The organism is Pseudomonas sp. 05L36 (genome assembly GCF_056398125.1).
On sequence record NZ_JBFTOU010000004.1, the window covers coordinates 1 to 19478 of the forward strand.

Below are 19478 nucleotides of genomic sequence, written 5' to 3' on the forward strand. Positions count from 1 at the left end.
GCAGTCACCCGCGACACCCTTGCCTCTGGCTAACACTTCCCCTTGCCGGGTGTGTAGAGGACTTTCACCTCCAAGTCACCAGCGTGGCCACCACAGCCAAACTGGTTGCGCTTATGCGCAACGCGCCATGCCTGGCGCACAATGAAAAACGGCGTGCCTTGGCACGCCGTTTCGGGGTCTTGCAGGAAGTGCTTCAGGCCTGAACCGAATCGGCTTCCTTGTGGGCTGTGTGCAGCACTTCGATCAGGCAGTCTTCCAGTTCGAAGCGTTCGTGCAACAGGCTACCCAGTTCCTTGAACTTCTCGGCAACGCATTTGCCTTCGTCGCAAAGGTCATTGAACGCAAGCAGCTTTTCAGTGATGACATCGATGCGCGGGTAGATGGTCTCGGCGAGCTCCAGCCCACGCTTGTCGTTGAAGGCCTTGGCCTCCCCCGTCAGCTGTTCGTAGATCTCGAAATGCCCGGCCGATACATAATCGACCAACACGCCGCAGAACTCCTGCAATGGCTTGCGATTCGTGGACAGTGCCTCTGGATCGGCACCGAGCTTGTCGTATGCATCGATCAGCTCTTCGCGCTCCTGCAACCAGCGATCGATCAGCAGGTGCACTCCACCCCAGCGTTCCTGAGCATTCTGACAACTTTCGAGCATGGTGATCTCTCTTCCCTTGTGGGTCAGCTGCTCAATGCCCGTCGCCCTCTTGTTACGTCGGGGGCGATTTCAGGCAGAGCGTCATCGAGCAACATAATTCCAATGACACGTGCGGGCCAGATTATGCCCGCACGACACTGGCTTCAAGGTACGCAGGCGATAAAGTTCATACAAGTGTTTAATCGCCCGCAAAGGCCCGGTGCGACGACTCGCCGCTGAGTGGTCGCTGATAGCTGGTCCAGACCAGTCGCAACGACTGGTAAACGGCCAGAATCATCATCGCGACGAAGAACAGCAGGCTCCACTCGGTGAGACTCAGATCGAACAGCGTCCAGGAAATTTCCACACAATCGGCAGCGCCCTTGAACATTTGTTGTACGACGGATAGCCACGGAGAACTGGCCAACAGGTCCGCCAGATGGGTCGAGCACGCCGCTGCCTGTTCCATCGGAAGGCTTTGCAGCAGGACCTGTCGCCACGCCGTGACAGTGCCCGCGAGGCTGCAACAAAGACTGAGCAGCCAATACAGAACGTTTCCGATGCGACCGGGGCCATGGACCGAAGCCAACAGGCAGACACCGGCAAAGAGCGCCATGCAAAACCGTTGCAACAGACACAATCCACAAGGCCGCAGGCCGACTGCATATTCCAGGTAGTAGGAAACTCCTATCGCCAGAGCGCCCGCAATGAAAGCCATGAAAAACAAGGAGCGTGAGCAGGCCAAAGACATGGCTTTTCCGTAAAAGTAGTGACAGACCATTACGGTAGAGGAAAGCACGACGGCCTTACAAGGCAAGTGCTCACAGAGACTTCAGCACAGGCGTAGGGAAATCCCGACGCAGGCGAGAGGATAAAATGTAGTCCTCTGTAGGACTTTGTCTGCGACGAGATGCGGCAACTGAATTTCAACTATTCATCGCACTGCGGCGAGGGCGATCACTCCTTCGCCGCAGGTCATCGCTCAGACGCCGAAACCTGGCGCCAGCGAACGGGTCAAGCGCGGACTGGCACTGGCAGAGGGGCCGCGAGCAAGCGTTCATCCAATAACCCCAGGCCTTCCTGAAACAGCTGGTTGCTGCGCTCGGTATCGCCCATTTGCGCCAGCAAGCGTGCCAGTTCCGCACAGGCTTCCGGATTGCGTTGTACACGCAGGCTGCTTTCCAGATAGTCCCGGGCCTTGCCCCACAAACTGTTTTGCAGACATAGACGACCCAGTGTCAGTAGCAGGCCCGGATCGGCCGGATGGTCCTTGAGCCAGCCTTCGGCGGCCTGCAACTGGCGGGCCGGATCATTGCCGCGAACCAGTCCGTAGAGTCGTGCCAGATGACTGTCGTAACTGCGTTTGAGAGCAGTATGCAGCACTTCTTCGGCCTCGACCTGAGCCCCCAATTGACGCAGTTGTTCGGCATACGCGAGCACCAGTTGCGGCTCCTGACGCTGTGCCGAGGTCAGTTGTTGCCAGGCACGTTCAAGCGATTGCTGCCCCTCCGTTCCGTTTTCTTCCCGTTGCGCTGCCAGAGACAGGTTCGCCCCCCAGGCCCGACGCTCCAGCTCGGCGAGCTCGGCCGCCGGCAGGATTTTGTCTTTGCGCAGCTCCGGCAGCAGGCGAATCACTGCCGACCAGTCACCACGCTGCTCAAGCAAGCGCTGCAACTGCCGCAGGGTCTGTGCGTTATGAGGATGGCGTTCACGCATGGCTTGCAGGGTGGCGAGGGCACCTTCGGTATCACCGCGATCGGTCTGCAACTGAGCGTGGCTCAAGGCGATAGCCAACTCGGCCTGAGGCTGACGCTCCAGGGCGCGCTCCAGCAAGTTGTCGCTTTCTTCGTAATGGCCTTGTTCGTTCGCGGCACGGGCCGCACCGAGGTAGTAAAGCAGCGGCTGGCGCTCGGCTTCGGCGGCCCGATGCAAGTGACGTTGCGCACTGGCCCAGCGACCCTCGGCCAGGTCCAGTTGACCGTGCTCGATCGCCACCTGCACCCGACGACTGCGGTTACGCCGAGACCACGGGTTGACCACGCCACTGGATGTCATCACCAGTTCGACCAGCGATTTGACGCCCCAGATCACCAGCCAGAGCACAGCCACCAGCGCCAAAGTAGCCCACAGGCTCGACTCGTAGCGGAAGGTCTTGTAGGCAATCAGCACGTAACCGGAGTGTTCGGCAATCGCCAGCCCCAGCGCAGCGGCAGCGGCGATCACGAGGAACACGATCACATAGAGGCGTTTCATGGCGTGGCCTCCGGCGCGGTGTTCGCGGCAGGCCTGGCCATTGGCTTGACCGAATCTTCGGCATTGAGGTTGCGCCGCTCCAGATACCCCTGCACCGCGCTCAGGGTGCCGGTCATGTCCGGAGTGACTACGGTGACAGGTTGCTTGCTCAACTCGGCCACCTGCTCAAGCATTACTTTGCTTTGTGCGTTGTCCGGGTTGAAGTTGCCCTTGAGGATGTCCCGCGCTTCGTCCAGCACCTGGGAGTAAACCGCCGCCTGGCCATTGAGTGCGGCCCACTGCGCTTGCTCCAGCGCCAGGCTCAGGGCCAGGCGTACCTGACTAAGGCTCTGGCCGGCCAGCAATGGGCGAACGTTTTTGTCGGCACTGAAATCGATACGGATGTAGCGGGAAATCTGATCCCACCATTGCGCCCAGCGGCTGGCACCGTCGCCATCGGCGGTCAGACCCAGCAACGAATCGCCACGGTCCTTGTACTCCGGCGCCAGCTCGGTGAGGCTGGCCACTTGATCGCGCAGCGCGCCCAGACGCAGAAACAGCCCGGTGCGATCCGGTTGTTCGGTACTGCGCAAGGCAATCAGGGTCTTGGCCACCTGCTCGCGAGCGGCAAAAGAGCCTGGGTCGTTCTGCTCGCGCAGTATCTCATCGGCACCCTGGACCAGTGCCTGGGCGCTGCTGATGTCCTGCAAGGCCGACAGTCGCAGGCTGGCCAGACGCAGCAGGTGCTCGGCCTCGGCCAGACGCCAGTCCTTGCGACTGGCGCCGAGTACGGTTTCCAGCCGTTGGTTCAACCGCTGCTGATCACCTTGCAGCTGAATCACCAGACGGCTACGTGCTTCCAGTTCATCCGCGGGAGGTAATTGCGCCAGGCGTGCGCTCAGGCGCTCCTCATTGAGCTTGAGGTTTTGCGCCTGGTCATTCAGCACCTGCATCTGGCTCAGTTGCTGCTGATTATTGGCTTGCAGGTGACGCACCTGCCAGACACCCCAACCGCCCACCGCGACACCGGCCGCTCCCAACAGCAGCGCAATGATTGCCAGACCATTGCCTCGACGCTGCTCGGCAGCAGGTGGCGGCGGCGGCGGCGGCGGCGGCGGCATTTCATCAACAGGAGCATCAACAGGTGCATCAACAGGTGCATCGAGCACCCGTCGCGAGTCATCTTTAGGCAAGGCTGTTTCGCTCACGTATCCATCCTTTGCATTAGAAAACGGGTACGGGATGCTCCCGTAACGCCGTCAGCAAGGCCGCGGCACTCGCACCGCGACAATCCACAACTGTTTTGGCCCCGGCGGCACGCGCCAGCTCGGCAACCCTGGGGCTTGGTACAAACAACGGCAACTGCGCCAACTGCGGCCAGGCGTCGCCGGCCAATTGGTGCAGGTGCTCAAAACCTTGTCCACTGCTGACCACCAGCCCGTTCAGGCGTTCCGCCTGGATCCGTTCCGGCAGCGCTGTCGGCGGGTAAATCGGCAATGCCCGACGGTACAGTTCCAGATACTCGACACTAGCACCAAGCTCACGCAAACGCTCCGCCAGCAACTCGCGCCCGCCCTCCCCGCGCAGGATCAGCACTCGCGCATGGGGTTGTGCGATAGCCTCGCGCAGTCGGGAAAGTTCGAGCAAGGCTTCACTGTCATCGCCCTCTGCCGGGAAGCTCACGTCCAATCCGTGATCCTCGAGGATCTGCGCAGTCGCCGCGCCGACGCTGAACCACTTCACACCGGGCGGTGTTGGCCAATACCGCTCGAGCAGTTCGACGCCGATCCGGGCGGCCGGCTTGCTGACCACAATGACCGCGCAGAACTGATCCAGCGCCAGAATCACCTGGCGCATTGTGTCAGTGGCCGCAATGGGCATGATGTCCAAAAGCGGCAGACTGTTACTGAATATCCCCTGCTCGGCCAAAAGACTGCTCAGCGCCGCCGACTCATCGGCGGGACGCGTCAGCAGCAAGCGCCAGCCGATCACTCGTGACCAGCCTCGCCATAGACCGCTTTGAGTATGGCGTCGGCACCCTGGCTGAGAAGGTCTTCGGCCACTCGCACTCCCAGCGCTTCGGCATCGCCGCGAGGAGCGCGGGCCTCTGCGCTGAGCAGCAGACCACCCTTTGGATCGCCCACCAGCCCGCGCAACCACACCTGCTCACCTTCCAGCACGGCGTAGCAGGCAATCGGCACCTGGCAGCCACCATTGAGGTGCTTGTTGAGAGAGCGTTCGGCGGTCACGCGGGTGGCGGTGTCCTGGTGATGCAGGGGCGCCAGCAGAGCGTGGATTTCACGGTCGGCGCTGCGGCATTCGATACCCACCGCGCCCTGGCCACCGGCTGGAAGGCTGTCGTCGACGCTGATGGCCGAGGTAATGCGATCTTCAAATCCCAGGCGTATCAGGCCGGCAGCGGCGAGGATGATGGCGTCGTATTCGCCGGCATCGAGCTTGGCCAGGCGAGTGTTGACGTTGCCGCGCAGGAAGCGGATTTCCAGGTCCGGGCGACGGGTCAGCAATTGAGCCTGGCGGCGCAGGCTGGAGGTGCCGACGATGCTGCCATGGGGCAACTCATCGAGACTGGTGTAGGTGTTGGAAACGAAGGCGTCGCGCGGGTCTTCCCTTTCGCAAATGCAGAACAGGCCAAGGCCTTCGGGGAAGTCCATCGGCACGTCCTTCATGGAGTGCACGGCGATGTCTGCTTCATTGTCCAATAGAGCGGTTTCGAGTTCCTTGACGAACAGGCCCTTGCCGCCGATTTTCGACAGCGGTGAGTCAAGCAGCTTGTCACCACGACTGACCATGGGGACGAGTGTCACCAGCAGGCCCGGATGAGCCGCTTCAAGACGGGCTTTGACGAATTCGGCCTGCCACAGGGCGAGAGCGCTTTTGCGGGTGGCGATGCGGATCTGGCGAGAGGACATGGATCAATCCGTACTGAATAGATACGGCGGATAATAACAGCTCAGCCAAATCCACTTTGACTTGTATCAGATACTACTCGGCCTCCCTGGCCCCGGATGTCCGGCAATCGGGTGTGAAATTCGCCTGCGAACAGCTGTTTAAAGCTGTTGCATCATTTTGCGCACGCCAGCCACATGACGCCGGCTGACGATCAGCGCATCACCATTGAGGCCTTTGAGGAACAGCTGAAAATGCCCCAGGGGTGTGCGTTGCAGTCGCTCGATACGCTCGCGGGCGACCAGCGCATTGCGATGGATACGCACGAAACGGTCACCGAATTCGTCTTCGAGGGCCTTGAGCGGCTCATCGAGTAGCACTTCGCCGCCTTCGTGGCGCAAGGTCACGTATTTGTGGTCGGCAATGAAATACACCACCTGATCCAGCGGAATCAGCTCGATCCCTTTACGGGTTCGGGCGCTGATATGGCTGCGCGGTCCGTTGCCGCTTTCGGCAGCAGGGCGGGTCAGGGCGGCGAGCTGGGCACGATTGGGGCGCTCGGCTCTCTTTAATGCGTCATGTAATTGTTCAGTTCTCACAGGTTTCACCAGATAGCCTACGGCGCTGGCCTGTAAGGCTTCCACGGCAAATTCATCGGGCCCGGCGCAGAACACCACGGCGGGAGGGGTTTCGCGTTCGCACAACCGCGCAGCCACTTGCAGGCCATCCAGGCCGGGCATGCGGATATCAAGCAGCACGATATCCGGTTTGTGGCTGTCGATCAGTGCCAACGCCTCTTCGCCATTCGTGGCACTAGGCTCCAGGACACTGTATCCCTCGAGTTCGCCAACCATTCGGCTCAGGCGCTCGCGGGCCAAGGGTTCGTCATCAACGATCAGGACATTCATATTGCGCTGGATTCCTGCGTGAGTCTCGCACAAGGATAGCGTAGACAGGTGAAGTGACGTCCGTCACCGCGATCCACGCTAAGACTAGCGCGAGCGTCAAAAAGTGCCGCTGGTCCGGCGGCTAAATTTTCATCTGCCGGGCGATTGGCGGCCCAGGCCCGCATTGGCGACACGTCGCCACAGGGTTTGCTGTTACGCAATCTGAACACTCCCCTCTTTTTATAATCAGCGGCTGCAACGAAAAGTGCGCTGATCCTACTGTCCAACTGTAGACGGTTGCCGGGACGATACAGCTCAATTGGAAAATATCGTTCCGCAAAAATGCGCGGGGCTTACCCAAGCCTGGACTCGTCCCCCCAAAAAAACCTGTCGACCAGTGTCAGCGACAGGATTGGCAACCCTGTTATTATCCGCGTCAGCGTTCCACGCCTTCCTACTTCAAGCCGATACGAGCGAATTCATGAGCACTGACAAGACCAATCAGTCCTGGGGCGGCCGCTTCAGTGAACCCGTCGACGCCTTCGTCGCCCGCTTCACCGCCTCCGTCACCTTCGACCAGCGCCTGTATCGCCACGACATCATGGGCTCGATTGCCCACGCCACCATGCTGGCCAAGGTCGGCGTGCTGACCGATGCCGAGCGCGACAGCATCATCGATGGCCTGAAGACCATCCAGGGTGAAATCGAGGCCGGCCAGTTCGACTGGCGCATCGACCTCGAAGACGTCCACATGAACATCGAGGCGCGGCTGACCGACCGCATCGGCGTGACCGGTAAAAAACTGCACACCGGCCGCAGCCGTAACGATCAGGTCGCTACCGACATCCGCCTGTGGCTGCGTGACGAAATCGACCTGATCCTGGCCGAAATCACCCGCCTGCAAAATGGCCTGCTGGAGCAAGCCGAGCGCGAAGCCGCCAGCATCATGCCGGGGTTCACCCACCTGCAGACTGCACAGCCGGTGACGTTCGGGCACCACATGCTGGCCTGGTTCGAAATGCTCAGCCGCGACTACGAGCGCCTGGTCGACTGCCGCAAGCGCACCAACCGCATGCCGCTGGGCAGCGCCGCACTGGCCGGCACTACCTATCCGATCGATCGTGAATACACCGCTCAACTGCTGGGTTTCGACGCGGTAGGCGGCAATTCGCTGGATAACGTCTCCGATCGCGATTTCGCCATCGAATTCTGCTCGGCCGCCAGCATCGCGATGATGCACCTGTCGCGCTTCTCCGAAGAGTTGGTGCTGTGGACCAGTGCGCAGTTCCAGTTCATCGATCTGCCGGACCGTTTCTGCACCGGCAGCTCGATCATGCCGCAAAAGAAAAACCCGGACGTACCGGAGCTCGTGCGTGGCAAGACCGGTCGCGTATTCGGCGCGCTGATGGGCCTGTTGACCCTGATGAAAGGCCAGCCTCTGGCCTACAACAAGGACAACCAGGAAGACAAGGAACCGCTGTTCGACGCCGCCGATACCCTGCGCGACTCGCTGCGGGCCTTTGCCGACATGGTTCCGGCGATCAAGCCCAAGCACGCGATGATGCGCGAAGCGGCCCTGCGCGGGTTCTCCACCGCCACCGACCTGGCCGACTACCTGGTGCGTCGCGGCCTGCCATTCCGTGATTGCCACGAAATCGTCGGTCATGCCGTGAAGTACGGCGTGGACAGCGGCAAGGACCTGGCGGAAATGAGCCTGGAAGAGCTGCGCAAGTTCAGCGACCAGATCGATCAGGACGTGTTCGCCGTGCTGACCCTCGAAGGCTCGGTCAATGCCCGTAACCACATCGGCGGTACTGCGCCGGCGCAGGTGAAGGCTGCTGTAGTGCGCGGCCACGCACTTCTGGCCAGTCGCTAAATCGTCAAATGCATCGTCGGATCGCCGCCCGGAGCCGGCTCGCTCCCACACTGGATAGTGTTCGCACATCCAACCCTGTGGGAGCGAGCCGGCTCCGGGCGGCGTTCCGACGATGACTGACTTCAAAACCCCGCAGAACTACTTCTTGGCAGCAATCATCGCCATGAACGCCGGCATCGCCGCTTCCCTGTCCGCCGCCACTCGCTGAACGTTCGGGTTTTCCCCCAACCGCTGCAACAGCGCCTTGGCCGCCGGCAGCTCGGCCAACAGGTCGATGTCAAACAACTTCTTGGCGACCCCACACGCCAGCGGCACGCTGAACAGGAAATACAGATCCGCCACGCTCAAGCTGTCGCCAGCCACGTAAGGGCTGAATTTGCCGTGCCGGCCCAGGGCTGCCATCCCCAACAACAGTTCGGCCTTGGTTTTTTCCTTGATCGCTTCCGGTACGGTCATGCCGAAGAATGCTTCGCCGTAACAGGCCCGCCCCGGCAATTCGATATACAGCTCGATCTCTTTGGCCAGTGCCAGCACCTGCGCGCGTTCGAACGGATCGCTCGGTAGCAGCGGCGTGCCGTTCTGACTTTGCTCGATGTATTCGAGGATCACGCTGGTTTCATTGATGAAGCCCTGTTCTACGTGCAACACCGGGACCTTTCCGCGGGGGCTGATGGCCAGTGCCTCGGGGCTGGTGCCGGCGTAAAACGGTACTTCTTCGAAAGGCAGACCTTTTTCCAGCAGCGCCAGCTTGACCATGTTGTAGTAGTTACTGACGGAGAATCCATAAAGCTTGATCATCACAAAGCCTCCAGACCATGCGGGGTGGGCAGTGCCTGTTTATAGAACGCTGCCGGGATTCTTGCCAGCAGCATCACGCGGTTGAATGCGGGTAAACTGACCACCTTTCCCTGAGGAGCCTGCCATGAGCGAGCTGAACGATATCGACAACGACGAAGAAGAGTTCGCCGAAAGTACCCTGATCCAGGCCATCGAAAACCAGATCGAAAGCGACAACCCGCCAGCGGCCAAGGCGACGTTCAACAAGCTGACGCTGGTGGGTTACGAGCGGGAAGAAATCCTCAACTTGATGGCTCACGTTTTGGCGGTAGAAATCGACGCGATCCTCGAAGAAGACCGCGCGTTCAACACCGAATGGTATGAAGCGGCGTTGCGCACGCTGCCCGAGCTGCCGCCGGAAAAGCAGTAAGCCCTACCCGCTCCCTGTAGGAGCGAGCTCGCTCGCGAAAAACCCGAGAGCGCCGCGGGGCGTCAGGTTTCCAGCGTCATCGTTGATGACCTTCGCGAGCAAGCTCGCTCCTACAGAGAAAAAAACCCTGTCGCGGGCACTGGACATGCCGGACAAGCGGGTTCACCTTAGGGGCGCTGTCGTCCAATTCCTAGAAAGTCTGGAGTCCTTATGTCGCTTACCCCTGAGTTGGTTGCCGAACTGGAAGTCCTCGCACTCTTCAACCTGGACAGTTCCCAGGAAGGTCTGAAAATTCATCAGACCGCTGCCCCGAAACACATTGCCGCCGCCAAACGCCTCTTTGAAAAAGAACTGACCGACCAGCCTGATGGCGGTTACCTGACCAGCCTGGGTCGTGACGCCGCGCAAAATGTGCAATCCGTGCTGACCATTCTTAACGCCGAAGTAACAGCCTGAATTCTGCCGCATCGCCCACGGAGACCCCGAGCCAGGGATTTCCGCGGGCACATTCCCCTGATTTCCGTCTCCAGCCGATAGAATTCTGACGCAAGAAAAAATCAGCTTAAAGGTCCTCGCCTCAAGACGCTAAACTGCCCCTCATCCGAAGAGCCCCACGTCCGAGCCCTGCGAGCCGGTTTGAGCTGACATGACCCGCAACCATGAAATCCGCCCCGATCTGGACGAGGGAATCGACCGCAAGGTTCTCAGCCAGCTGCGCGCACGCTTTCTGAAACTCAACGAAGGACGCATGGCTCGCGCCATGGAAGGGTTGTCGACCCGCCAGCAAGAGGTCCTGACCTTGCTGCCGCTGTTTTTCCACGTGAACCATCCGCTGTTGCCCGGCTACGTTTGCGGCAGTACGCCGGCCGGGCTGTCGAATTTCGAACCGGATGCCAATGTCCTCGCTGAAGCCCAGCGCCTGACCCGATCGTTTTCCTACAAACCGCGCCACGGCAGCAACCCGCCCCGGCCGATTCACGGACTGTTCCTGATGGGCAGCCTCGGCACCCTGGCTCAGGCCGACCAGAGCGACATGGATGTGTGGGTCTGCCATGGGCCGGACCTGACCGAGAACGAACTCGCCGAACTGCACAAAAAATGCCAGTTGCTGGAAGTCTGGGCCGCCAGCCAGGGTGCCGAGGCGCACTTCTTTCTGATCGACCCGACCCGTTTCGTCCGGGGCGAGCGCGATACCCAGCTGAGTTCGGAAGATTGCGGCACCACCCAGCACTACCTGTTGCTGGACGAGTTTTACCGCACCGCGATCTGGCTGGCCGGACGTACACCGATCTGGTGGCTGGTGCCGGTCTACGAAGAGTCGAGCTACGACCGATACACCCATACCTTGATCTCCAAACGCTTCATCCGCGCAGATGAAACCCTCGACCTCGGCAACCTGGCCTTCATCCCGCCCGGTGAATTTATCGGCGCCGGGCTCTGGCAGTTGTTCAAGGGCATCGAGTCACCCTACAAATCGGTACTCAAGCTGTTGCTGACCGAGGTTTACGCCAGTGAACACCCAAGGGTCCATTGCCTGAGCCTGCGCTTCAAACAAGCGGTATTCGCCAACCGGCTCGACCTCGACGAGCTGGACCCGTATGTCGTGGTGTACCGGCGCATCGAGGAATACCTGGTCGCCCGCAACGAACCGGAAAGGCTGGAGCTGGTGCGTCGCGCGCTGTACCTGAAGGTCAATCGCAAACTGACCGGCAGCAGCCGCACCCAGAGCTGGCAACGCTCTTTGCTCGAGCGCCTGACCCGCGAATGGCACTGGGACCAGCGCCAACTGGCCCTGCTCGATAGCCGCAGTCAGTGGAAAATCCGCCAGGTCAGCTCCGAGCGGCGGGCGCTGGTCAATGAACTGAACTACAGCTACCGCTTTCTCACACAGTTTGCCCGTCACGAACAAACTGTCAGCCGCATCAACAAGCGCGACCTGAGTGTCCTCGGCCGTCGCCTGTACGCCGCGTTCGAGCGCAAGGCCGGCAAAGTCGAGTTCATCAACCCCGGTATCGCCCCGGACCTGGCTGAAGACACCCTGACGCTGGTGCAGGCACCGAACAGGAAAGAACCGGGGCAAAGCCAGTGGGGCTTGTACAACGGCAACCTGACGGCGCTGGAGTGGGAACATTTCGCGCCGATCAAACGCAGCCGCCACTTGCTGGAACTGTTGACCTGGTGCCACCGCAATGGCGTGATCGACAGCAGTACCCGCCTGGCCTTACACCCCGGCACCAGCGACTTGAGCGAATTCGAACTGTTCAACTTGCTCCGCAGCCTGCAACAGACCATCGCCCTGCCCTTGCCCACCGTCGCCGAAGAACCGCTGCTGCGCGCCAGCGTGCCGCGTGAAGTGCTGATTCTGGTGAATGTCGGCATCGATCCGCTCAAGCACCATCGCGACCTGAACATCCTGATGACCACCGAGCGCACCGATTCCCTGAGCTACGCCGGTGTCCGGGAAAACCTGGTGCTGACCCTGGACCAGGTCACACTCAACAGCTGGAATGAAGTGCTGGTCGGTCGCTACGACGGCCCCCACGCCCTGCTCGACTGCATCCGCGATTACCTCAACAACCTGCCGGCCGGGCCACATCAGCCGAAGCTGCGGGTACGTTGCTTCTGCCATAACCGCGCGCAATTCATTGCCCAACGGGTGGAGGAAATCCTCGATACCGCGCAGAACCTGCTGTTGAGCCGGCTCAATCATCGCTACCTGATCCAGGTCCAGCAGCACTACCACGTGCTGGAGCTGGTGCCCGGCCAGGTCCAGCACATCGCGCTGGCCACTCTACCGGCGCTGATCGATTACCTGGGCGAGGAAATGGCCAGCTACAGCCCGTTGCACCTGGATCCGAAGGCACTGGAAGACCACGACCTCGCGCTGTTCCTGCCGACGGGCCAGCCGGACTGCATACAAGTGTTCTATCGGGTCAACGAAAATCAGGCCGATCTGTACGTGCTCGATGAGTTCAATGCCCTGTGGCAGCAACGCCTGCCCTGGCACGACGAGCAAAGCCTGCTGGTGCCGCTGCAACGTTTCCTGCAATCGATCCAGCACCGTCGCGATACCCTGTTGCCAATGGATGCTGCCCACCCCTTGAACCTCGACACCCTGTATTGCCAGTTGCTGCCGTCAGGCCCTGGCCGGGCGCGCCGCATCGAAGCCCGACCGGTACCGCAGACACCGGTGAACAAGCCGCTCTACGACGTGCAGGCGATCGTCGGCAAAGCCGCACCGGGTCAGGTGCAGGTCACGCTGTATTGCAATCAACGGGAGTTTTCCGAGTTGGAGCATGGCGACCAGCTGTTCAGCGTGGTCGCCCGGGAAATCGTCGGGCAGCGCCGGGAAGCCGAACGCTACCGCTGCTACATCACCGACCTCGACCTGTCAGGCCTGCTGGGCGAAGGTCAGAGTTCCACCCATCTGTACCTGCGCTACAAAGCCGACCTGGAGCACGCGTTGAACGAGGCGCTCGATCAGGTCTGAGGGGGTGTCACTCGGGGAACGCGCCGCCATTGGCCGGCTGCGATTCGACTTCCAGCAGCGTCAGCTTCAGGGTCTTGCCGCCCGGAGCCGGCCAATCGATATGCTGACCAACCTTCAGGCCAAGCAGCGCGCTACCCACCGGCGCCAGGATCGAGACCTTGCCTTCGTCGGCATTCGCATCCTTGGGGTACACCAGGGTCAGGTGGTAGTCCTTGCCACTGCCTTCTTCTCGACAATGCACACGGGAATTCATGGTCACGACATCCGCCGGCACTTCATCGTGGCCGACCACGGTATCAGCGCGATCCAGTTCGGTTTGCAGCGCAATAACGCCCGGCAGCGTCTCGTCCAGGCTGTCGATCAGACGCTCCAGACGCTGGACGTCCAGACGGGTAAGGGTGATGGAAGGTGCGGTCATGATCTGGGCAGACTCCTTTCTTCTGCACGAAAAAAGCAAAACCCCGCCAGAAAAAGGCGGGGTTTTCATAAGCCTCGGTGGGTTGAGGCGTTTCCGGACACTATCACAGCTCAAAAAATATACAAGCCGCCACGCGGCGGCGTAGGAGCTGCCGCAGGCTGCGATCTTTTGATCTTGTTCTTCGGCAATCTTCAGAGCTGCCAAAAGATCGCAGCCTTCGGCAGCTCCTACAGAGCGCCAGCCTTGCGATTCGAAGCCTGCGCGCAAATCACCCGCCGACGTTCGTCATCGGCCGAACGCCACTCACGAATATCTTCGACATGACGAAAGCACCCCAGGCAGACTTTCTGTTCGTCCAGCCGACAGACACCGCTGCAGGGCGACGGCACCGCCAGGCTGACATTGCTGTAGAGCGGCTTGGGCGCACGGACAGGCGCAGGCTGGGTCACGATCTCACAGGCCTTCGAAATCGAGCTCGTCGCCAGCCTGTTGCTGGACGATACGCTCGAGCATTTCACCCAACTGCTCTTCGCTCTTGTCGCACATCCAGCGCTCGCTTTCTTCGTCGTAGTCGAAGTGGAAACCGCCGGAAACCGCTGCCAGCCACAGCTGACGCAGCGGCTCCTGGCGACTGAAGATCAACTGGCTGCCGTTCTCGAACTTGACGGTCAGCACACCGGCCGAGCTCTCCAGATCGATATCCAGATCGCTGTCGTCAAAGATGTCCTCCAGGGTTTGCTGGGTGGCATCGACCAGGTCATGGAAACGCGCTTCGGACAAACTCATTACGGCAACCTCAAAAAGTGTCTGATCAGGCTCAAGCGCCGCAAGATACGACCGAGCCCCGTCGATTGCAAAGGATAACGCCCAGTTGCCTAACTGTGGGAGCGAGCTTGCTCGCGATGGCGGCCTCACATTCAACATCAATGCGCCTGTTATGGCCCCATCGCGGGCAAGCCCGCTCCCACAGGGTTCGATGTGCTTGCGGCCAAGCCCCGCCGGACGGGCGGTCCGTTGCATAGGCAAGCTGCCGGGTGGCCGGTATACTCCGGCGCAATTAATGCATTTTCAAGGATTTCGCCATGAAGCGCCTGATCTCCTCCCTTGCTGCGCTCCTCGCGGTTGCCTGCCTGCTGTCTGCCTGCGGTCAAAAAGGCCCGCTGTACCTGCCTGACGAAAATCAGGACCCTGCCGAGCAGGCCAAATCGTCACAGCAGCAGCCTGCCTCCAAAGCACACAAGCACGACGTCTACCAATAAGGGAACCTCATGGACGCTTTTAACTACCGTGACGGTGAACTGTTCGCGGAAGGTGTTGCCCTCTCTGCAATCGCCGAGCGCTTTGGCACACCGACTTACGTTTACTCCCGTGCACACATCGAAGCCCAATACCTGGCTTACGCCGATGCACTGGCCGGCACGCCGCACCTGGTGTGCTTCGCGGTCAAGGCCAACTCCAACCTGGGTGTCCTGAATGTCCTGGCGCGTTTGGGCGCCGGTTTCGACATCGTCTCCCGTGGCGAACTGGAACGCGTACTGGCCGCTGGCGGCAGCGCCGACAAGATTGTGTTTTCCGGCGTCGGCAAGACCCGTGACGACATGCGTCGCGCCCTGGAAGTCGGCGTGCACTGCTTCAATGTCGAATCCACCGACGAGCTGGAACGCCTGCAAGTGGTCGCCGCCGAACTGGGCGTTAGCGCGCCGATTTCGCTGCGCGTGAACCCGGATGTCGATGCCGGCACCCACCCGTACATTTCCACCGGTCTCAAAGAGAACAAGTTCGGCATCGCCATCGCCGACGCCGAAGACGTGTACGTGCGTGCCGCGCAGCTGCCGAACCTGGAAGTGGTCGGCGTCGATTGCCACATCGGCTCGCAACTGACCACCCTGCCGCCGTTCATCGACGCTCTCGACCGCCTGCTGGGCCTGGTTGACCGCCTCGGCGATTGTGGCATCTACCTGCGCCACATCGATCTCGGTGGTGGCCTGGGCGTGCGATACAAGGACGAGGAGCCACCACTGGCTGCCGACTACATCAAAGCCGTGCGTGAACGCCTCGACGGCCGCGACCTGGCGCTGGTGTTCGAGCCGGGCCGCTTCATCGTGGCCAATGCCGGTGTATTGCTGACCCAGGTCGAGTACCTCAAGCACACCGAGCACAAAGACTTCGCTATCGTCGACGCCGCCATGAACGACCTGATCCGCCCGGCGCTGTATCAAGCCTGGATGGACGTCACTGCCGTGCGCCCGCGCACCTCTGCTGCTCGCGCCTACGACATCGTCGGCCCGATCTGCGAGACCGGCGACTTCCTGGCCAAGGATCGTCAACTTGCACTGGAAGAAGGCGACCTGCTGGCCGTGCATTCGGCCGGTGCCTATGGGTTTGTCATGAGCTCCAACTACAACACCCGCGGCCGTACCGCTGAAGTGTTGGTGGACGGTGATCAGGCATTTGAAGTGCGTCGCCGTGAGACGGTAGCCGAGTTGTTTGCTGGCGAAAGCCTGCTGCCGGAGTAAAACCATGCTGCTGCGTTTTACCAAGATGCACGGCCTGGGCAATGACTTCATGGTCCTCGACCTGGTCAGCCAGCACGCACATATTCTGCCCAAGCACGCCAAGCAATGGGGTGACCGGCACACCGGCATCGGTTTCGACCAGTTGCTGATCGTCGAGGCGCCGAGTAACCCGGACGTGGACTTCCGCTATCGGATCTTCAACTCCGACGGTTCCGAAGTGGAACAGTGCGGTAACGGCGCGCGCTGCTTCGCCCGCTTCGTACTGGACAAGCGCCTGACCGCAAAACGGCAGATCCGCGTCGAGACCAAAAGCGGCGTCATCGAACTGGACGTGCGAAACGACGGCCAGATCGGCGTCAACATGGGCGCCCCGCGTCTGGTGCCTGCGGATATTCCGTTCCAGGCGCCGGAGCAGGCCAAGAGTTATCAGGTCGACGTCGACGGCACCCCGGTCGATCTGGCTGCCGTGTCCATGGGCAACCCCCATGCCGTGCTGCGGGTCAGCGATATCAACAATGCGCCGGTGCATGAACTGGGGCCGAAAATCGAACATCACCCGCGCTTCCCGGCACGGGTCAATGTCGGTTTTCTCCAGGTCATCGACCGGAGCCGCGCGCAGTTGCGCGTCTGGGAGCGTGGCGCCGGGGAAACCCAGGCCTGCGGAACCGGCGCCTGTGCTGCCGCAGTGGCCGCGATCAGCCAGGGGTGGATGGATTCGCCGCTATTGATCGACCTGCCAGGCGGGCGTCTGTCCATCGAATGGGCAGGCCCTGGCCAACCGGTGATGATGACCGGCCCGGCAGTGCGCGTATATGAAGGACAAGTGCGTCTTTGAGTGAGCGAAATCCATGACCGACAAGCCTCAGGTACCCGCACGACAAGCTGACGAATCACCGTCCGAAAGCCTGGAGGCGGCGGCTGTTGCCGCCTACCTGGAGGCTCATCCGGACTTCTTCGTCGAGCACGAAGAACTGCTCCCGTCCCTGCGTATTCCCCATCGACGCGGCGATACCGTGTCGCTGGTGGAACGACAGATGACGATCCTGCGCGACCGCAACATTGAACTGCGTCATCGCCTTTCGCATTTGATGGACGTGGCCCGGGACAACGACCGGCTGTTCGACAAGACCCGTCGCCTGATCCTGGCGTTGATGGATGCCGCCAGCCTCGAAGACGTGGTGATGTGCGTCGAAGACAGTCTGCGCCAAGAGTTCCAGGTGCCCTTCGTCAGCCTCATCCTGCTCGGCGACAACGCCATGCCGGTCGGCCGCTGGGCCACTCACGCCGAAGCACAAGTGGCCATCGGCGGCTTGCTCTCGGAAGACAAAAGCGTCAGCGGCAGCCTGCGCGAGCACGAACTGGACTTCCTGTTCGGTGAAGAACAGCGCAAGCAGATTGGCTCCACCGCGGTCGTTGTCATCAGCCACCAAGGCATCCACGGCATCCTGGCCATCGCCAGCCGTGATCCGCAGCACTACAAAAGCTCGGTGGGCACCCTGTTCCTGAGCTACATCGCTGAAGTCATGGGTCGCGTGCTGCCACGGGTCAACAACTCCCTGCGCTCGGTACGCTGAACATGGAACGGCAACTGGACGCTTACTGCGAACACCTGCGCAGTGAGCGGCAAGTGTCGCCGCACACGCTGTCGGCCTACCGCCGCGACCTCGATAAAGTGCTGGGCTGGTGCGTCAAACAGAGCATCGGCAGTTGGGCGGCGCTGGACATCCAGCGCCTGCGCAGCCTGATTGCCCGCCTGCATGCCCAGGGTCAATCGTCCCGTAGCCTGGCGCGATTGCTGTCGGCCGTTCGCGGGCTCTATCACTACCTGAACCGCGAAGGCCTGTGCGACCACGATCCGGCCAATGGCCTCGCACCACCCAAAGGCGAACGCCGTCTGCCGAAAACCCTCGATACCGACCGCGCCTTGCAACTGCTGGAAGGTGGTGTGGAGGATGACTTTCTGGCTCGCCGGGATCAGGCGATTCTCGAGTTGTTCTATTCCTCCGGGCTGCGGCTGTCGGAGCTGACGGGGCTCAATCTCGATCAACTCGACCTGGCTGACGGCATGGTCCAGGTACTCGGTAAAGGCAGCAAGACCCGCCTGCTGCCGGTAGGCAAAAAGGCCCGCGAGGCGCTGGAACAGTGGCTGCCTCTGCGGGCCATGGCCAACCCGGCAGACGATGCGGTGTTTGTCAGCCAGCAAGGCCGGCGTCTCGGCCCGCGGGCGATCCAGGTGCGGGTCAAGGCTGCGGGTGAGCGCGAACTGGGGCAGAACCTGCACCCGCACATGCTGCGGCACTCTTTTGCCAGCCATTTGCTGGAATCCTCCCAGGACCTGCGCGCGGTGCAGGAACTGCTCGGCCACTCGGACATCAAGACCACGCAGATCTACACCCACCTGGACTTCCAGCATCTGGCCACGGTCTACGACAGCGCCCACCCACGGGCCAAACGCATTAAGGGCGACGATTCATGAGCATTCAGTTGATCACCTTCGACCTCGACGACACTCTGTGGGACACCGCCCCCGTGATCGTCAGCGCCGAAGCCGTTTTGCGTGAATGGCTGACCGAGCACGCACCCAACCTGGGCGCGGTGCCGGTGGAGCATCTGTGGGCTATTCGTGAGCGCGTATTGAGCAACGAGCCAAGCCTCAAGCACCGCATCAGCGCCCTGCGTCGGCGAGTGCTGTTCCATGCGCTGGAAGAGTCCGGTTACGGACATCACGAGGCGTCGGATCTGGCGGACAAGAGTTTTGAAGTGTTTCTGCACGCTCGCCATCAGATCGATGTGTTTCCGGAGGTCGAACCGACCCTGGAAATCCTCGCCAACCATTACGCCCTCGGCGTGGTCACCAATGGCAACGCCGATGTGCGTCGGCTGGGGCTGGCGGACTACTTCAAGTTTGCGTTGTGTGCCGAAGACATCGGCATCGCCAAACCCGATGCGCGACTGTTTCATGAGGCGTTGCAACGGGGTGGTGCGACCGCTCAAACGGCGGTGCATATTGGCGATCATCCAGGAGACGATATTGCCGGTGCGCAGCAGGCGGGAATGCGGGCGATCTGGTTCAACCCGGCGGGCAAGGTCTGGGAAGCCGAACGGTTGCCGGATGCGGAGATTCGCAGCCTGACCGATTTGCCGGCGTTGCTGGCGCGGTGGAATACCGTTTAGTTTCGAGGGTGATTTCACAAAGATCGCAGCCTTCGGCAGCTCCTACAGAAATTTGCGTATACCTGTAGGAGCTGCCGAAGGCTGCGATCTTTTGCTTTTCCATGAGGCACGAAAAAGCCCGCAGCGACGGCGGGCTTTTT

General features: G+C 61.0%; 21 protein-coding genes and 1 pseudogene. 10 read left to right on the forward strand and 12 right to left on the reverse strand.

What is annotated here, in order from left to right:
- Window positions 1-193 precede the first annotated feature (193 nt).
- From rsd to AC1DKH_RS05585, 8 genes and pseudogenes are all read right to left on the reverse strand, one after another.
- Window positions 194-652 (reverse strand): sigma D regulator, encoded by a 459-nt coding sequence (gene rsd / locus AC1DKH_RS05550; protein ID WP_477754319.1) that lies wholly within the window; start codon window positions 650-652, stop codon window positions 194-196.
- A 178-nt stretch (window positions 653-830) separates the two neighbouring features.
- On the reverse strand, window positions 831-1382 hold the full coding sequence (locus tag AC1DKH_RS05555) for a disulfide bond formation protein B (RefSeq protein WP_477754318.1): 552 nt from the start codon (window positions 1380-1382) through the stop codon (window positions 831-833).
- Between the two features lie 263 nt (window positions 1383-1645).
- Window positions 1646-2884, reverse strand: coding sequence for a heme biosynthesis HemY N-terminal domain-containing protein (locus AC1DKH_RS05560; protein WP_477797680.1), 1239 nt, complete (start codon window positions 2882-2884; stop codon window positions 1646-1648).
- On the reverse strand, window positions 2881-4071 hold the full coding sequence (locus AC1DKH_RS05565) for a uroporphyrinogen-III C-methyltransferase (RefSeq protein ID WP_477797681.1): 1191 nt from the start codon (window positions 4069-4071) through the stop codon (window positions 2881-2883). The genes AC1DKH_RS05560 and AC1DKH_RS05565 overlap by 4 nt, the downstream gene beginning before the upstream one ends.
- 16 nt (window positions 4072-4087) lie before the next feature.
- Window positions 4088-4855, reverse strand: a complete 768-nt coding sequence (locus tag AC1DKH_RS05570; protein ID WP_477797682.1) for a uroporphyrinogen-III synthase — start codon at window positions 4853-4855, stop codon at window positions 4088-4090.
- Window positions 4852-5793: a hydroxymethylbilane synthase gene (gene hemC / locus AC1DKH_RS05575; protein ID WP_477754314.1), complete on the reverse strand. Its 942-nt coding sequence runs from the start codon at window positions 5791-5793 to the stop codon at window positions 4852-4854. Before hemC ends, AC1DKH_RS05570 begins: the two co-directional genes overlap by 4 nt.
- Window positions 5794-5931: 138 nt before the next feature.
- A complete protein-coding gene (locus AC1DKH_RS05580) occupies window positions 5932-6678 on the reverse strand; it encodes a LytR/AlgR family response regulator transcription factor (protein WP_223456459.1) in 747 nt (248 codons plus the stop codon).
- A pseudogene (locus AC1DKH_RS05585) lies at window positions 6675-6797 on the reverse strand (sensor histidine kinase); the annotation flags it as partial. The gene AC1DKH_RS05580 and the pseudogene AC1DKH_RS05585, both read right to left, overlap by 4 nt.
- 341 nt (window positions 6798-7138) lie before the next feature.
- Here AC1DKH_RS05585 and argH point away from each other — a divergent pair.
- Window positions 7139-8533 (forward strand): argininosuccinate lyase, encoded by a 1395-nt coding sequence (gene argH, locus AC1DKH_RS05590; protein ID WP_477797683.1) that lies wholly within the window; start codon window positions 7139-7141, stop codon window positions 8531-8533.
- Window positions 8534-8671: 138 nt separating this feature from the next.
- Here the strand turns inward: argH and AC1DKH_RS05595 are convergent, their stop codons facing one another.
- Window positions 8672-9331, reverse strand: a complete 660-nt coding sequence (locus AC1DKH_RS05595; RefSeq protein ID WP_477752297.1) for a glutathione S-transferase family protein — start codon at window positions 9329-9331, stop codon at window positions 8672-8674.
- A 124-nt stretch (window positions 9332-9455) separates the two neighbouring features.
- Here AC1DKH_RS05595 and AC1DKH_RS05600 point away from each other — a divergent pair, with 124 nt between their 5' ends.
- The 3 genes from AC1DKH_RS05600 (at window position 9456) to AC1DKH_RS05610 (ending at window position 13230) form a co-directional block, all read left to right on the forward strand.
- A complete protein-coding gene (locus tag AC1DKH_RS05600) occupies window positions 9456-9740 on the forward strand; it encodes a hypothetical protein (protein WP_477797684.1) in 285 nt (94 codons plus the stop codon).
- Window positions 9741-9950: 210 nt separating this feature from the next.
- Entirely contained in the window at window positions 9951-10196 is a 246-nt protein-coding gene (locus AC1DKH_RS05605) for a TIGR02647 family protein (protein ID WP_007980796.1), read from the forward strand.
- Window positions 10197-10386: 190 nt separating this feature from the next.
- Window positions 10387-13230 (forward strand): class I adenylate cyclase, encoded by a 2844-nt coding sequence (locus AC1DKH_RS05610; protein ID WP_477797685.1) that lies wholly within the window; start codon window positions 10387-10389, stop codon window positions 13228-13230.
- Window positions 13231-13237: 7 nt separating this feature from the next.
- Here AC1DKH_RS05610 and rnk read toward each other — a convergent pair whose 3' ends face one another.
- The 3 genes from rnk to cyaY all read right to left on the reverse strand — a co-directional run bounded on the left by rnk (window position 13238) and on the right by cyaY (window position 14434).
- On the reverse strand, window positions 13238-13648 hold the full coding sequence (gene rnk, locus AC1DKH_RS05615) for a nucleoside diphosphate kinase regulator (protein WP_007992229.1): 411 nt from the start codon (window positions 13646-13648) through the stop codon (window positions 13238-13240).
- Window positions 13649-13875: 227 nt separating this feature from the next.
- Window positions 13876-14097 carry a DUF1289 domain-containing protein gene (locus tag AC1DKH_RS05620; protein WP_477752295.1) on the reverse strand — a complete coding sequence of 74 codons (222 nt, stop codon included), beginning with the start codon at window positions 14095-14097 and terminating at the stop codon, window positions 13876-13878.
- Between the two features lie 4 nt (window positions 14098-14101).
- Window positions 14102-14434, reverse strand: a complete 333-nt coding sequence (gene cyaY / locus AC1DKH_RS05625; protein WP_477797686.1) for an iron donor protein CyaY — start codon at window positions 14432-14434, stop codon at window positions 14102-14104.
- Window positions 14435-14730: 296 nt separating this feature from the next.
- Between cyaY and lptM the strand changes: the two genes are divergently transcribed.
- From lptM to AC1DKH_RS05655, 6 genes are read left to right on the forward strand one after another with little or no spacing between them, the layout of a single operon-like run.
- Complete coding sequence (lptM, locus tag AC1DKH_RS05630) at window positions 14731-14907, forward strand: LPS translocon maturation chaperone LptM (RefSeq protein WP_477752294.1); 177 nt, start codon at window positions 14731-14733, stop codon at window positions 14905-14907.
- A 9-nt stretch (window positions 14908-14916) separates the two neighbouring features.
- Window positions 14917-16164, forward strand: coding sequence for a diaminopimelate decarboxylase (gene lysA / locus AC1DKH_RS05635; protein ID WP_477763021.1), 1248 nt, complete (start codon window positions 14917-14919; stop codon window positions 16162-16164).
- Window positions 16165-16168: 4 nt separating this feature from the next.
- Window positions 16169-16999 carry a diaminopimelate epimerase gene (gene dapF / locus AC1DKH_RS05640; RefSeq protein WP_150671962.1) on the forward strand — a complete coding sequence of 277 codons (831 nt, stop codon included), beginning with the start codon at window positions 16169-16171 and terminating at the stop codon, window positions 16997-16999.
- 13 nt (window positions 17000-17012) lie between these two features.
- Window positions 17013-17738 carry a DUF484 family protein gene (locus AC1DKH_RS05645; protein WP_477752292.1) on the forward strand — a complete coding sequence of 242 codons (726 nt, stop codon included), beginning with the start codon at window positions 17013-17015 and terminating at the stop codon, window positions 17736-17738.
- A gap of 2 nt (window positions 17739-17740) precedes the next feature.
- Complete coding sequence (gene xerC / locus AC1DKH_RS05650; RefSeq protein ID WP_477797687.1) at window positions 17741-18640, forward strand: tyrosine recombinase XerC; 900 nt, start codon at window positions 17741-17743, stop codon at window positions 18638-18640.
- Window positions 18637-19338, forward strand: coding sequence for an HAD family hydrolase (locus AC1DKH_RS05655; RefSeq protein WP_477797688.1), 702 nt, complete (start codon window positions 18637-18639; stop codon window positions 19336-19338). The genes xerC and AC1DKH_RS05655 overlap by 4 nt, the downstream gene beginning before the upstream one ends.
- The last annotated feature ends 140 nt before the right edge of the window (window positions 19339-19478 follow it).

Coding starts and splice junctions, on each gene's coding strand:
- rsd (WP_477754319.1), bottom strand. CDS start 652: ATGCTCGAAAGTTGTCAGAATGCTCAGGAACGCTGGGGTGGAGTGCAC.
- AC1DKH_RS05555 (WP_477754318.1), bottom strand. CDS start 1,382: ATGTCTTTGGCCTGCTCACGCTCCTTGTTTTTCATGGCTTTCATTGCG.
- AC1DKH_RS05560 (WP_477797680.1), bottom strand. CDS start 2,884: ATGAAACGCCTCTATGTGATCGTGTTCCTCGTGATCGCCGCTGCCGCT.
- hemC (WP_477754314.1), bottom strand. CDS start 5,793: ATGTCCTCTCGCCAGATCCGCATCGCCACCCGCAAAAGCGCTCTCGCC.
- AC1DKH_RS05580 (WP_223456459.1), bottom strand. CDS start 6,678: ATGAATGTCCTGATCGTTGATGACGAACCCTTGGCCCGCGAGCGCCTG.
- argH (WP_477797683.1), top strand. CDS start 7,139: ATGAGCACTGACAAGACCAATCAGTCCTGGGGCGGCCGCTTCAGTGAA.
- AC1DKH_RS05595 (WP_477752297.1), bottom strand. CDS start 9,331: ATGATCAAGCTTTATGGATTCTCCGTCAGTAACTACTACAACATGGTC.
- AC1DKH_RS05600 (WP_477797684.1), top strand. CDS start 9,456: ATGAGCGAGCTGAACGATATCGACAACGACGAAGAAGAGTTCGCCGAA.
- AC1DKH_RS05605 (WP_007980796.1), top strand. CDS start 9,951: ATGTCGCTTACCCCTGAGTTGGTTGCCGAACTGGAAGTCCTCGCACTC.
- AC1DKH_RS05610 (WP_477797685.1), top strand. CDS start 10,387: ATGACCCGCAACCATGAAATCCGCCCCGATCTGGACGAGGGAATCGAC.
- rnk (WP_007992229.1), bottom strand. CDS start 13,648: ATGACCGCACCTTCCATCACCCTTACCCGTCTGGACGTCCAGCGTCTG.
- cyaY (WP_477797686.1), bottom strand. CDS start 14,434: ATGAGTTTGTCCGAAGCGCGTTTCCATGACCTGGTCGATGCCACCCAG.
- lptM (WP_477752294.1), top strand. CDS start 14,731: ATGAAGCGCCTGATCTCCTCCCTTGCTGCGCTCCTCGCGGTTGCCTGC.
- lysA (WP_477763021.1), top strand. CDS start 14,917: ATGGACGCTTTTAACTACCGTGACGGTGAACTGTTCGCGGAAGGTGTT.
- dapF (WP_150671962.1), top strand. CDS start 16,169: ATGCTGCTGCGTTTTACCAAGATGCACGGCCTGGGCAATGACTTCATG.
- AC1DKH_RS05645 (WP_477752292.1), top strand. CDS start 17,013: ATGACCGACAAGCCTCAGGTACCCGCACGACAAGCTGACGAATCACCG.
- xerC (WP_477797687.1), top strand. CDS start 17,741: ATGGAACGGCAACTGGACGCTTACTGCGAACACCTGCGCAGTGAGCGG.
- AC1DKH_RS05655 (WP_477797688.1), top strand. CDS start 18,637: ATGAGCATTCAGTTGATCACCTTCGACCTCGACGACACTCTGTGGGAC.